This window comes from Desulfomarina sp. (genome assembly GCF_054039375.1).
Window position 1 is genome coordinate 1 of the sequence record NZ_JBPLBA010000034.1, and the last position, 13646, is coordinate 13646.

Below are 13646 nucleotides of genomic sequence, written 5' to 3' on the forward strand. Positions count from 1 at the left end.
AACCATGCTTATCAAGCAAATTTTCCCTGATAAGTTGAAAATCAAGCTATTATCAGGTAAAATTTCCTTTCTTTAATATCATTTCTCTAACAGCTTCTTATGGTAAACGGAGGGGGTATTTTGGTCAAGAAGAAAAAAACGACCATTCTTGATGAAGTCCGAAGGGTTATGAAGATTAATCACTATTCTATTCACACTGAAAGGTCGTATTGTGAATGGATTAGACGATTTATTCTTTTTCATGGCATGAAAACCCGTGAAGAGCTTTATATCGCCAGCGAAAAGAAAATCGAGAATTATTTATCGCATCTGGCCATAGAAAAAAATGTCGCACCATCGACCCAGAATCAGGCCATGAATGCCTTGGTATTTCTTTATAAACGCGTCCTGAAACATCCAATTCCCGGCGGAATCAACGCAATTCGCTCAACGAAGAAAAGCCATATCCCCGTGGTGCTTTCCCGCGAGGAAGTTGCCGCGGTTATCGGCAGAATGACAGGAACACCCCGTCTGATAACCCAGCTTCTCTACGGGAGTGGCCTGCGTATAACCGAAGCGATTCGCTTGCGGGTACATGATATCGATTTTGCCTATAAGCAGATCACCGTTCGCTCGGGCAAAGGAGGAAAGGACAGAGTCACCACGTTCCCGACACCGGTTGAACCGATTCTCCGGGATCATCTTCAGATGGTGAAGACCACCCATACACACGATCTGGCAGCCGGTAATGGCCAGGTATATCTTCCCCGCGCTCTTGCCGTGAAATATCCGAACGCGGCAGCCGAGTGGCAGTGGCAGTATGTTTTTCCGGCCCGCTCCATCTCTACGGACCCCCGCAGCGGGAAAAAAAGGCGCCACCATGTTGACCCGAGCAGCGTCAACAAGTCCATCAAGATTGCCGTTAAAAAAGCCGGAATAGAAAAAAAGGTCAGCGCCCATACCTTCAGGCACAGTTTTGCCACCCATCTCCTCCAGAGGGGAACGGATATCAGAACGATACAGGCACTGCTCGGCCACAGCGATATCTCAACAACCATGATATACACCCATGTTCTCCAGCAGGGCGCGCACGGTATCGCAAGCCCGCTCGATGATCTTTTCCCCGACCTTTCAGCTCCACTTGAATAATGCCAAATCCGTTTAACTCCCATAAAAGAATTATCAACTATATTCAGAAGGAATGGCTGCTTTTTCTCTCCGCTGTCAGCCTGGTCCTGACCTCGTTTTTCACCGGGACTTTACCTGTCTATTCCAGGGATGAATTCGAAATTCTGTTTATTCTGCTTATCCTTTTCATCACGGTAAACGGTCTGCAGCAGCATGGCCTGATTCTGAAAATCGCCGGAAATATCGAAAAAGGAAGGATGCTGCCGGTTAAACTGGTGGTGACGACCTTTTTCCTCTCCATGCTGGTCACCAATGACATAGCCCTGATTGTTATTGTTCCGCTGACTTTATCACTCAGCATTGACAGGAAAGATATTCTGGTCATCCTGGAAGCCCTGGCCGCCAACGCGGGTTCCGCCCTGACACCCCAGGGAAACCCTCAGAATCTTTTTATCTACTGGTTTTACAATATCCATCCCCTTGAATTCATCAAAGAGATCTCGCCTTTTTCCCTCTTTTTTCTTCTGATTCTGCCGGTTGCGGCTTCTTTTGTAACCGCAGGAAACGGGCGGAAAAACAACCGAAAAAAAACGGTTTTTGTCGACAGGTTTGCCGCAATATACGTGGTACTGCTGTTTCTTGTCCTGCTGACGGTTTTTCATCTGCTGCCCGTTTCCTGCGGGATTCTCACCCTCCTGTTCGCTCTTTTCTTTGACAGAAAAACCCTGCGCATTGACTACGCACTGCTCCTCAGCTTCTTTTTCTTCTTCGGCCTGGCGGAAAACCTGAAACTGTTACTGGCCGCGGAGATCGGCCATTCCGGTCATATTTTTTTCTTTTCTGCCCTGGCAAGTCAGGTGATGAGCAATGTTCCGGCCACCCTGCTCTTTTCAAAATTTACATCAAACTGGAAGGCCCTTCTCTGGGGGGTTAATACGGGAGGATTTGGCAGCCTGGTCGGTTCTCTGGCCAATCTGATTGCCTATAAAATATACGTGACACATCAGGATTCAGGCGACATTGCCATGTTCACCATTAAATTTCTGATAATGGGCTATATGGCTTTTCTACTGTCGGTGGGATTATATTTCTTTTTCTGACGTTGAAGTTCGCTGAACCACAACTCTTCGATTTTATACATTAAAGAAGGGGGCGAAAAGATTTCCGCCCCCGATAAAACAGTTACGCGTTGGGAACGATCAGCACGGGAACCCGTGACATCCTGCTTACCCGGCGGGCGGTGGAGCCCATGACCCGGACCCCCCTGACCCTGCGGGTCGATTTGCCCATAACGATCATCCGGCAATCCGCCTCTTCCGTCAGGCGGAGGATCTCTTCACTTGGTTTTCCCTGGACAACATGCACCTCCTTCACCAGGCGGGATTCCTTTTCTTCATCGCACTCCTCCTCATAAAATTTTTCCAGCCGTTCTTTCATATCCGCCAGAATTGAGTTCATGGCCTCCTTCTGGGCTTCTTCGGTCACCTCTTTTGACAGGTATGTTGAAATCACCGCCCGGGCGGTTTCACTGATCGGTTCAACCACATGAACCATTATCACGTCTGCATTGTACAGTCGTGCCAGGGCCAGGGCATGCCGGAAAACGGGCCGGGTCTGGCCTCCAAGATCAGTGGCATAGAGTATTGTCGAAATTTCGGGAGTCTTTTTCATTCTTTTTCCTCTGGGTAAAAAAGTATTCTGCTTGTGTATAAAACTCAACCTAATAAAGCGGGCACATCCCCAATTCGGCTGAGTTTCCTGGATATTCAGATCATTATTTACAGGGTCAAACAATATAATCATTTTCTCAGGGATAAAAAGGAAGGTTCGATATTTCCCTGTTTTTAAATTCAGCAATTGATCTGCAGTGAATTAGTCCATATAATAGATTGAAATCACAAGTCCAATTCTCCGGAATCAGCCGCTATTCCGGCAGACCCCGCAAATCTTCGGAGCGTCTATGAAAACTATCCACACAACCAGGGGACTTGACCTACCCGTTTCCGGCCGGCCGAGGCAGGAAATCCGCCCTGGGCATCCCGTCGGCAGGGTGGCCGTTCTCGGCGATGATTATATTGGCATGAAACCGACCATGGAAGTAAAAGAAAGAGACATGGTCAAGACCGGACAGCTTCTTTTTACCGATAAGAAAAACCCCGGTGTCAAATTTGTCGCCCCCGGCTGCGGCCGGATCCTGTCCATCAACAGGGGAGCAAAGAGAAAATTTGAATCCCTGGTGATTGAATTACAAGGTGATGAACGTATTCAGTTTCTCCCGGAGAACAGTATTCCCGAGGAAATGGATGAAGAATCAATCAGAGCCGTTTTGATTGATTCCGGGCTCTGGTCCGGTTTTCGCACCCGCCCTTACGGAAAAATTCCGGCGGTTGATTCTTTACCCGCCTCTCTTTTCATCACTGCCATGGACAGCTCACCGCTGGCTGCCGAACCGAAGACAATCATTGCAGCCCGTGAAAAAGAGTACCGGCTGGGACTGCGGCTGCTCGGCAGATTTTTCCAATCCGTACCTGTCCATTACTGCACAGGAAGCGGGGAGCTGCTGGAGTGTGAAAAAAACGATGCTTTCTCATACTGGGTATTCAAAGGACCGCACCCGGTGGGACTGCCCTCCACCCATATCCATTTTATTGATCCTGTCCATGAAAACAAAGTGGTCTGGCATATTGACTACTAGGATGTCATTGGTCTGGGACACCTGCTGCTCACCGGCTTTCTCCGGGAGGAAAAAATCATTTCTCTCGCCGGCCCGGCAACGCTCAATCCCTCTCTTGTGGAGACAAAACCTGGCGCGTATCTGCCCGATCTCTGCCGCAGCGAACTGATCCTGGATGATGTCCGGGTCATTTCCGGCTCGGTCCTGAGCGGCCATGAATCCACCGGCAATTTTTCCTTTCTCGGACGGTACCATAACCAGGTTTCGGTTCTCTCCGATGACAGCGGCCGCTCTCTTCTCAACTGGGCCATGCCGGGCAGTGAACAGTTCTCCGTCAGGCCGATGTTTGTTTCGGCCCTGAAAAAAAGTCTGAGCCTCCCCTTCACCACCGCCTTATGGGGCGGCAGACGGGCAATTTATCCCCTGGGCACTTATGACCAGGTCATGCCCCTTGATATTATCGCCACCTCGCTCCTCAAAACTCTTTTTTCAGACGACACGGAAAAAGCGCGGGACCTGGGCTGCCTGGAACTGGTGGAGGAAGACCTGGCCCTTTGCAGTTTCGTCTGCCCCGGAAAAAACGAATTCGGTCCGCCCCTGCGCCGTATGCTGACAGCCATAGAACAGGGATATTGAGATGATGACCTGAAACTCCACCAACCGGAAAATGATGAAATTCCTCAGCGCATATTTTGAAAAACTTGGCCGTTATTTTGAGCCGGGAGAACGACTGGAAAAATACTACCCGCTCTACGAGGCCTTTGACTCCTTTCTCTTTGGCAGCAGCAAAACCACAAGCCTTGCCCCCCATGTGCGGGATTCAATGGACCTGAAAAGGATCATGTCCATTGTTATTGTCGCCCTGCTTCCCTGCGTGTTCATGGCCCTGTGGAATACCGGTTACCAGGCCAATCTGGCCATCAGCAACATGGGCCTGGGCAGTCCCGGCGGCTGGAGGGGCACTGTCATGGCCCTGGTCGGCTGCAATCCTTCCGATATACTTTCCAATCTTGTCCTGGGCGCCCTCTACTTCCTGCCGGTCTATCTCGTGACCCTGCTGGTCGGCTCCATCTGGGAGGGATTGTTCAATCTTATCCGGGGCCATGAATTTTCCGAGGCCTTCCTGGTCACATCCATGCTCTTTGCCCTCACCCTGCCCCCTTCCATTCCCCTCTGGCAGGTGGCGGCGGGCATCAGCTTCGGGGTTATTTTCGCCAAAGAAGTCTTTGGCGGCGTGGGACGCAATTTCATCAACCCGGCTCTTGCGGCACGGGCCTTTATTTTCTTTGCCTACCCGGCCCAGATGACCGGCGATTCCGTCTGGACCGGTGTCGACGGAGTCACGGCCGCCACAGCACTCAGCCGTTTTGCCGGTATGACGCCGGGCAGCTCCATCGACCAGGTTTCCTTTGACTGGCTGCAGTCGTTTCTGAGAGCAGTTCCCGGCTCCATGGGAGAGACATCGACCCTCGCCTGCCTTTTCGGCGCCTTTGTCCTGCTCATTACCGGTATTGCCTCGTGGCGGATCATGTCCTCCATGCTCCTGGGAGGCCTGCTCTGCGCCACTGTTTTCTGGTTGAAGGACAGCGGTATCAACCCCATGTACGCCATCCCGCCCCACTGCCACCTGGTGCTTGGCGGCTTTGCCTTCGGCCTTGTCTTCATGGCAACCGACCCGGTTTCCGCGGCCCACACCGCAACAGGGCAGTTCCTGTTCGGTTTCACCGTGGGAGTGCTCGCCATTCTCATCCGGGTGGCCAACCCAGCCTACCCTGAAGGTGTGATGCTGGCCATTCTCCTGGGTAACGTGGTGGCGCCGCTCTATGATTTTTTCGTGATCCAGGCCAATATCAAGCGGAGGAGGTTACGTCATGGCTGATGAACAGAAACAATCCCTCAATTCAGCCGCAACGGGCAATGAAAACTCCAGCCCCGACAACAGTTCGGGGGCGGAAAATGCTGCCAAAAAAGAACCGGCGGCCAAACCTTTTTATTCCGTGCTGGTGCTCGCCTTTGTCTGCTCGGCCCTGGTGGCGGGAGCCGCAGTGGGGCTCAGGCCGAAACAGGAAGCCAACCGACTCCTGGACCGCAAGAAAAACATTCTCATTGCCGCGGGACTCTACCGGGAGAAGGAGCCGATTGACAAACTCTTCGGCCCCATTGAAGCCAGGCTGATTGATCTTGCCACCGGTGAATTTGTGGACAGGGAAGATCTTGATCCAAAAACCTACAACCAGGTAAAAGCCGCCCTGATGAAGGATGATGGAAGACCGCTTGCCAGAGAGGACGATATTGCCCGCCTGGGACGCCTGGAAAAATACGGGGTCGTCTACCTGGTGAAACAGGGTGACAGGGTGACTCAGTATGTCCTGCCCGTGCGCGGTAAAGGGCTGTGGTCAACCATGTACGCTTACGTGGCCCTGGACGCCGACCTGAGCACCATCCGGGGTGTCTCCTTCTATGAACATGGCGAAACTCCGGGCCTTGGCGGAGAAATTGAAAATAAAAAATGGCAGAGCGGCTGGCGCGGTAAAAAGGTCTATGATTCCAGTGGTCAGCCGGGGTTGAAAATCGTCAAGGGCAGGGCAGCAGGGAGCGGTGATGAAAAAGTATACCAGATCGATGGACTTTCCGGGGCAACCCTTACCGCCAAAGGAGTCAACAACCTGATGGAATTCTGGTTTGGCGATCACGGCTACAAACCGTTTTTCAAAAATATTAAAACGCAGATGAAAGGATAGGTGTCATGGCTGAAACAAAATCCGAACTGCTTCTCCGCTCTATTTTCAAAAGAAACCCAATCGGCCTGCTGGTCCTGGGTATCTGCAGCGCCCTGGCCGTTACCGGACAGATGAGCACGGCCTTTGTCATGTCGGTCTGTGTCACCCTGGTGGTGGCCTTTTCCAGCCTGACCATCTCCATTGTCCGCTTCCAGATACCCGACAGCGTCCGGATCGGCATCCAGATAACCGTCATCGCCACCCTGGTTATCCTGGTGGACCAGATCCTCAGGGCCTATTTTTTCGACCTGTCAAAACAGCTCTCCATCTATGTCGGACTGATCATCACCAACTGTATTGTCATGGGGCGTGCTGAAGGCTTCGCCATGAGTAATCCGCCCGTCGCCTCTTTTATTGACGGCATCGGCAACGGACTGGGCTATGGATTTGTACTCATGTCCGTGGCCTTTGTCCGGGAACTTTTCGGGGCCGGGACCCTGTTCGGCATCCAGATACTGCCCCTGGCCGGGGACGGCGGCTGGTATGTGCGCAACGGACTTCTGGTTCTGCCCGCCAGTGCCTTTTTTCTGATTGCCCTGCTTATCTGGATCCTCAGAACTGTTGATCCTGAACAACAGGAGAAAGACTGATGACTCACTATCTCGATATCGTTTTAAGATCGATCTTTCTGGAAAACCTGCCCCTCAGTTTCTTTCTGGGCATGTGCACCTTCCTGGCCATCTCCAGAAAGGTGAAAACAGCCATCGGCCTGGGAGCGGCGGTTCTGTTCATCATGGTTATCACCGTTCCCATCAATAATCTCATCCTCAACCACCTCCTCAAACCGGGGGCACTGGCCTGGGCAGGTCAACCGGACCTGGATCTCACCTTTCTTGGCCTTTTGACCTATATCGCCGTGATTGCCGCAGTCGTGCAGATCCTGGAAATGGTCCTGGACCGCTTTATCCCGACCCTGTACAACACTCTCGGTATCTTTCTGCCGCTGCTGACCGTCAACTGCGCCATTTTCGGCGGCAGTCTCTTTATGGTGGAACGTGATTATACTTTTGGCGAGAGCATTGCCTACGGCTTCGGGGCCGGCGGCGGTTTTTTCCTGGCGGTCGTCCTGCTCGGGGCCATCAGGGAGCGACTCGAATACTCTGACCCGCCGGCAGGTCTGCGCGGCCTGGGGCTGACCTTTATCACCACGGGACTTATCGCCATGGCTTTTATGGGCCTTGCGGGCATGGAACTGCAATAGACGTGATAACAGATTCAGGACAATAAAAAATGAATGAAATAATTTTCGGCATACTCTGCTTCTCCGGCCTGCAGCTCATCCTGGTCACCCTGATCGTGGCGGCGAAAAAAACGCTGCTTCCCGGTGGAGAGGTGGCCATCACAGTCAATGAAGACAAACGGTTCACCACTTCTCCGGAAGGAAAACTCCTTACAACCCTTGCCGGGCACGGGGTTATCCTCTCCTCCGCCTGCGGCGGCGGTGGGAGCTGCGGCCAGTGCAGATGTATCGTGCGGGAGGGTGGCGGCTCCATCCTGCCCACGGAACGGGGCCAGATCAATAACCGCGATGCCGGAAAAGGGGTGCGCCTTTCCTGCCAGGTCCCCGTAAAAAGGGATATGCTCATCGAGGTGCCGCCGGAAGTGCTCGATGCCAGAAAATGGCTCTGCACCGTACAATCCAACCGCAACGTGGCCACATTCATAAAAGAACTGGTATTAAAACTTCCGGAAGACGAGGAAGTCAACTTTCGTGCCGGCGGTTACATTCAGATTGAGGTGCCGCCCCACACCCTGGAATACAGGAATTTTGATATTGACGAGCGATTTCTCTCCGACTGGACAAAATTCAAGATGTTCCAGTATCGCTCCCATGTCTACGCCCCCGTCACCAGGGCCTATTCCATGGCCAACTGGCCTGGAGAAAAGGGCATCATCAAACTCAATGTCCGTATCGCCAGCCCGCCGCCGGGCAGTGATACCGCCCTGCCTCCCGGCCAGGTTTCCTCCTATATTTTTAACCTGCAGCCGGGAGACGAGGTGACTATCGCCGGACCGTTTGGAGAATTCTTTATGGGTGACAGCGACTCGGAAGTCATGCTCATAGGCGGCGGGGCGGGGATGGCGCCTCTCCGCAGCCATGTCTTTGATCTCTTCAGGGGAAAACAGACTGAAAGAAAAGTCTCCTTCTGGTATGGAGGCCGATCACTGAGAGAAGTCTTTTACGACGATGAGTTCAGAGCGCTGGCTGAAGAATTTGATAATTTTTCCTTTTACCTGGCCCTCTCGGATCCCCAGCCGGAAGACAACTGGACCGGCTATACCGGTTTTATCCACCAGGTTGTGCTGGACAACTACCTCAAAGACCATCCGGCTCCGGAGGACATCAATTACTACCTTTGCGGCCCGCCCATGATGAACAGTGCCATTTTCGTAATGCTTGAAGACCTCGGGGTCGAAAAGGAAAATATCCACTTTGACGACTTCGGGTAAGACCATGATTACCCACTTCCTTATCCTGCTGACAACGGCCTTCTGCCTGATCCTGACCACCGCCCTTGTCATCAGCTTCTGCAAACGAAGACAGAACAGAACCCGCCACGGTCTGACCGGTATGTGCCACCAGAGTGGTGGGGCCATGTGCGGAAGCTGTGCGTCGCAGATGCAAAATAAACCCTCAGAAAAAACCATCCCTTCCCTTCTTCCCCGGAACCCTCCTGAATAGTCCTACCCCTGCTCGCAAACATCTTAAATTTACTTTTACAGAAATATATTCATATTAAATTGACTTTTTCATGAAAATACAGTCTAATTATTCATGTTAAGCAAAATCAAGGGTGTTCGGAAAATATATACAATAAAATCAGCAAAATGATCATTGACGAAACAAATCTGGAAATTCTCCGGCATCTGAAGGATGGCCGAAAATCCTACAAGCTGATCGCCTCTGAGCTTTCCATTACCGAAAATACGGTGAGATCCAGGGTAAAAAAACTGATCGAGGAAGGCATACTCGACATTTCCGGCAACGTCAGTATTGACTCCCTCAGTGGTCACAACCTGCTTTACCTCGGTGTAAAACTGAAAACAATGGAACTGCAGGAAAAGGCGGCCGAGTTCAGCCAGCTCAAGGGTGTAGTCTCCGTGGGAATTGTCACCGGAAGATATGATCTCATCCTTCAGGTTCTCCTGGGGCCCGAAAATACACTTCTGAAATTTATTACCGGCCAGGTGGCAAAAATCAAAGACGTGCAGACCATTGAAAGTTTTATTGTCTTCGAAGGATACAACCTTCGGGTTCCTTATATTCTCTGATAACACCCTGGAACAATGGCACGCTCAACTCGTATGACATCACTTTTCCCGCATACCCTGGCACGGGGACTTCTCCTCCCTCCGGACAGGGTAGTGCGGGGAAACTGCTGAAACAGACACTCGAGGCAGTCCAGCAAATTCTCTCTATATATCATGTATATATTGATTTTATGTCATAATTAAATTTTCTCTTTTTCTGAAGTGCGGGATTCAGATCAAGACTGCGGCAAGAACAGATGCAACGTTTGATACTATCAACTCAATGTCATTAACTTTAAGGTCGGAATGGGACTCACTGCTTAAGTTAACGACATTGACTATCAACTCAAAAGGAGACAGAGCGATGATTGTCGGAATTCTCAAAGAGATCAAAATTGCGGAAAACCGGGTCTGCATGACCCCCGCCGGTGTTGAAACCATGGTCCACAACAACCACAAGGTTCTGGTGGAAAAAAATGCGGGCAAAGGCAGTGGATTCACCAACAAGGCCTATGAAAAGGCTGGTGCTGTGATCGTCAACAGCGCAAAGGAAATTTTCAAGAAAGCCGACATGGTCATGCATGTCAAGGAACCCCAGCCATCTGAGTACAGCCTGATCAGAAAGGACCAGATTGTCTTCACCTATCTCCATCTCGCGGCAGAAGAAAAACTGACCAAAGCCCTGATCAAGGCAAAATCGGTCAATATAGCCTACGAAACAATTCAGAAAGCGGACAGGAGCCTGCCTCTCCTCACACCCATGAGCGAAGTTGCAGGAAGAATGGCCGCCCAGGAAGGCGCCAACTACCTGCAGATGACCAAGGGCGGGCGCGGTATTCTCCTCGGCGGCGTACCCGGAGTTGAACCGGGGGTTGTTGTTGTCATCGGCGGCGGGGTGGTCGGCATCAACGCGGCCCAGATGGCCTGCGGACTCGGCGGCAAAGTCTACCTGATGGACACCAACCTGGACCGCCTTCGCTACCTGCGGGAAGTCATGCCCGCCAACTGTTTTCCGGTCATGAGCAGCAAGCCCAAGCTCCGTGAACTGCTGAAAAAGGCGGATCTGGTCATCGGTGCTGTTCTTATTCCCGGGGCCAAGGCGCCCAAGCTGGTTACCCGTGATATGCTGAAAGGCATGAAGAAAGGTGCGGTAATGGTGGATGTCGCCATCGACCAGGGCGGCTGTTTTGAGACCTCCAAGGCTACAACCCATGACGATCCGGTCTACACCGTTGACGGTGTTGTCCATTACTGCGTTGCTAATATGCCCGGTGCCGTAGCCAAGACCTCCACCCTGGCCCTGACCAACGCCACCCTGCCCTATGCCCTCGAAATCGCCAACAAGGGCTGGAAGAAGGCCTGCAGGGAAAACAACGAGATTAAGCTTGGAGTCAATATCGTTGACGGCAAGGTTACCTACTCTGCCGTAGCCGAAGCGTTTGGCCTGAAATTCACATCCATTGACAAGATACTGAAATAGTGTCCACTCCCCCCTTACCCGAATACATCCTGTTAATTCATGGTGTATTCGGGTAAAAAGCACCCTTTCAAAATCTGCACGTGTATGATAATTACTACTGTTGCAGAACCTTTTCTTCTACCGAATTCACTGCTGATGTTCTGTGACTGATCACAGGATTTTCGAATGCCTGAATCCTGCTCTTAAGGGATTCTGATTACCCATGAAACTCAGCCGAATTGCGGATGTACCTGCTTTATCAGGCAAGCCTACGGTTCACAAGTATCAGGCTGAGTTTTGTATGTAATCAGCTCAGGGATTAACCGCTGCAGTCAACCATACGGCCAATTGTAACCGTGAAAAACCTGGAGACCTGTGAGTAATTACTTGGTTTCTGAGCACTGAAGAGTACTTGATAAATAACAAACCGACCATCAGTCCCGGAGAAAATCTCTGATGTCTCGCCATTCCGACAATCCTGAAAAACTGAAGAACCTGGACCTGCCTGATCAGTTCCTCCAGAATGGTTCCAATGACCTGGGGCATTTTATATTTTACAATCTGCCGATTGGCATATTTCGAAGCATTCCTGACGAAAATGGTCGCTTTATCCTGGCCAACCCGCCGCTTGTCAAGATGTACGGGTACTCGAGAGTTGAGCATTTTCTCAAGATTCCGGTCAAAGAAACCTACTGGGATCCAGACGATCGAAAACTGCTCATTGCAAAATTGCTCTCCCATGATGAAGTCAACCGTAAGGTGATTAAATTCAAAAAAAAGAATGGCGGTTTCTTCTGGGGTGCTGTAACAGCAAGAGTCACCAGGGACAGCACTGGAAAAGCCATCTTTTTTGATGGTGCCATAGAAGACATTACCCTGGCAAAGGAGAATGAACTGAGACTGACTGAAGAGCGGGTTTTTTCCGACTCTATTCTCGAAGCCCTGCCCGGCCTGTTCTGGCTCAATGATGAAAATGGACGCTGCATCCGCTGGAATAAAAATGTTGAACTGGTCTATGGCTACAGTGCCGAGGAAATTCAGAATCTTCACGCCATTAACGATGTCACCGCATCAGAAAGCATTGCGGCCCTGCAAAAAGCAACCGCCAATGCCCTGAAAGGAGGATCCGGTTATTGTGAGTATGAAATAAAAACAAAATACGGCAAAAAAATATCTTTTGCCGGTGATGCTCGCCTGGTCACGATAAATAACAAAAAATACCTGGCCTGTGTTGAGCTTGATATATCAAAACGTAAAGCTGTTGAAAAACAGTTACGTGACGCACTCCAGGAAATACAGCAGCTCAAGGACAGGACAGAGGCTGAAAATGTCTACCTGCTGGACGAAATAAACAGTGAAACAAACGAAGATATAATGATCGGCAGAAGTCCACAGTTTTTCAGTATGCTGCAGACTGCCAAAAAAGTAGCCCCGACCAATGCAACAGTGCTCATCCAGGGGGAAACAGGAACCGGGAAAGGCCTGCTGGCAAAATATATCCATAGAAAAAGTCCAAGAAGCAGGAAAACACTGATAAAACTCAACTGTGCAAACCTTCCGTCCACAATGATCGAAAGTATTCTTTTCGGCCATGAAAAAGGTGCTTTTACAGACGCTGCAACAGTACGTATAGGCCGGTTCGAGCTTGCCCATGAATCTACTATTTTTCTTGATGAAATAGCAGAACTGCCTTTGACCCTTCAGGCAAAACTGCTCCGGGTGATTGAAGAAGGAGAATTCGAACGACTAGGCGGAACAGAGACAAAAATTGTCGATGTGAGAATCATCGCCGCAACCAACAGGAATCTTGAAGAAGAGGTTAAGGATGGAAACTTTCGCCAGGATCTTCTGTTTCGCCTGAATGTCTATCCAATTTCCCCCCCGCCCCTGCGAACACGAAAAGATGATATTCCACTGCTGGTGCAGTTTTTTATCAACAAATTCAATAAATCCCTGGGCAAATCCATCTCGGGAATCCCCAATGAAGTCCTGGAAAATTTCATGAACTATTCCTGGCCGGGGAATATCAGAGAACTGCAGAACGTCATTGAACGCGACATGATCAACAGCAGCGGGATGACATTGAAAAAGAGTACCCTCACAGCTTCTTCTTCCCCGACCAGGCCGGAAGAAGACATATTCGCGTCTCAAACTCTCAGGGAAGTTGAATCAGCACATATTCTTCGCGTTTTAAGACAGACAAACTGGGTGATAGAAGGCAGAAACGGGGCAGCCAGAATCCTTGATCTGAATCCCAGCACTCTTCGAGGCCGCATGCGAAAACTGGGAATCCGCCGACCTGCACCTGTTCCTCAGTTTTGAGACAGTTCCCTCCAAACTGATCTGAACCGCCGGAAACCCGTCATATTTGACG

General features: G+C 50.7%; 14 protein-coding genes. 13 read left to right on the forward strand and 1 reads right to left on the reverse strand.

The features are described 5' to 3' along the window. Positions 1-120 precede the first annotated feature (120 nt). Together ACXLDX_RS01945 and ACXLDX_RS01950 are read left to right on the forward strand one after the other, a co-directional pair. Entirely contained in the window at positions 121-1128 is a 1008-nt protein-coding gene (locus ACXLDX_RS01945; RefSeq protein WP_457575505.1) for an integron integrase, read from the forward strand. After that, entirely contained in the window at positions 1128-2207 is a 1080-nt protein-coding gene (locus tag ACXLDX_RS01950) for an SLC13 family permease (RefSeq protein WP_457575506.1), read from the forward strand. Before ACXLDX_RS01945 ends, ACXLDX_RS01950 begins: the two co-directional genes overlap by 1 nt. An 82-nt stretch (positions 2208-2289) precedes the next feature. On the opposite strand, the gene ACXLDX_RS01955 is transcribed toward ACXLDX_RS01950, so the two are convergent. Further along, positions 2290-2778, reverse strand: a complete 489-nt coding sequence (locus ACXLDX_RS01955; RefSeq protein WP_457575507.1) for a universal stress protein — start codon at positions 2776-2778, stop codon at positions 2290-2292. Between the two features lie 289 nt (positions 2779-3067). Between ACXLDX_RS01955 and ACXLDX_RS01960 the strand changes: the two genes are divergently transcribed. The 11 genes from ACXLDX_RS01960 (at position 3068) to ACXLDX_RS02010 (ending at position 13594) form a co-directional block, all read left to right on the forward strand. Further along, complete coding sequence (locus ACXLDX_RS01960; protein WP_457575508.1) at positions 3068-3802, forward strand: hypothetical protein; 735 nt, start codon at positions 3068-3070, stop codon at positions 3800-3802. A 57-nt stretch (positions 3803-3859) separates the two neighbouring features. After that, a complete protein-coding gene (locus tag ACXLDX_RS01965; protein WP_457575526.1) occupies positions 3860-4417 on the forward strand; it encodes a hypothetical protein in 558 nt (185 codons plus the stop codon). 34 nt (positions 4418-4451) lie between these two features. Continuing rightward, positions 4452-5660: an NADH:ubiquinone reductase (Na(+)-transporting) subunit B gene (locus ACXLDX_RS01970; protein ID WP_457575527.1), complete on the forward strand. Its 1209-nt coding sequence runs from the start codon at positions 4452-4454 to the stop codon at positions 5658-5660. Continuing rightward, positions 5653-6522 carry a Na(+)-translocating NADH-quinone reductase subunit C gene (locus ACXLDX_RS01975; RefSeq protein ID WP_457575509.1) on the forward strand — a complete coding sequence of 290 codons (870 nt, stop codon included), beginning with the start codon at positions 5653-5655 and terminating at the stop codon, positions 6520-6522. The genes ACXLDX_RS01970 and ACXLDX_RS01975 overlap by 8 nt, the downstream gene beginning before the upstream one ends. A gap of 5 nt (positions 6523-6527) precedes the next feature. Beyond that, complete coding sequence (locus ACXLDX_RS01980; protein ID WP_457575510.1) at positions 6528-7151, forward strand: NADH:ubiquinone reductase (Na(+)-transporting) subunit D; 624 nt, start codon at positions 6528-6530, stop codon at positions 7149-7151. Continuing rightward, positions 7148-7762 (forward strand): NADH:ubiquinone reductase (Na(+)-transporting) subunit E, encoded by a 615-nt coding sequence (gene nqrE / locus ACXLDX_RS01985; protein WP_457575528.1) that lies wholly within the window; start codon positions 7148-7150, stop codon positions 7760-7762. The genes ACXLDX_RS01980 and nqrE overlap by 4 nt, the downstream gene beginning before the upstream one ends. 29 nt (positions 7763-7791) lie before the next feature. Then, the gene (gene nqrF, locus ACXLDX_RS01990; protein ID WP_457575511.1) at positions 7792-9012 is read left to right on the forward strand and encodes an NADH:ubiquinone reductase (Na(+)-transporting) subunit F; all 1221 of its coding nucleotides are present in this window, start codon (positions 7792-7794) and stop codon (positions 9010-9012) included. Positions 9013-9016: 4 nt separating this feature from the next. Further along, the gene (locus tag ACXLDX_RS01995; RefSeq protein ID WP_457575512.1) at positions 9017-9244 is read left to right on the forward strand and encodes a hypothetical protein; all 228 of its coding nucleotides are present in this window, start codon (positions 9017-9019) and stop codon (positions 9242-9244) included. 146 nt (positions 9245-9390) lie between these two features. After that, positions 9391-9834 (forward strand): Lrp/AsnC family transcriptional regulator, encoded by a 444-nt coding sequence (locus ACXLDX_RS02000; protein WP_457575513.1) that lies wholly within the window; start codon positions 9391-9393, stop codon positions 9832-9834. A 343-nt stretch (positions 9835-10177) separates the two neighbouring features. Further along, positions 10178-11293: an alanine dehydrogenase gene (gene ald / locus ACXLDX_RS02005; RefSeq protein WP_457575514.1), complete on the forward strand. Its 1116-nt coding sequence runs from the start codon at positions 10178-10180 to the stop codon at positions 11291-11293. A gap of 435 nt (positions 11294-11728) precedes the next feature. After that, entirely contained in the window at positions 11729-13594 is a 1866-nt protein-coding gene (locus ACXLDX_RS02010; protein WP_457575515.1) for a sigma 54-interacting transcriptional regulator, read from the forward strand. Positions 13595-13646 lie beyond the last annotated feature (52 nt).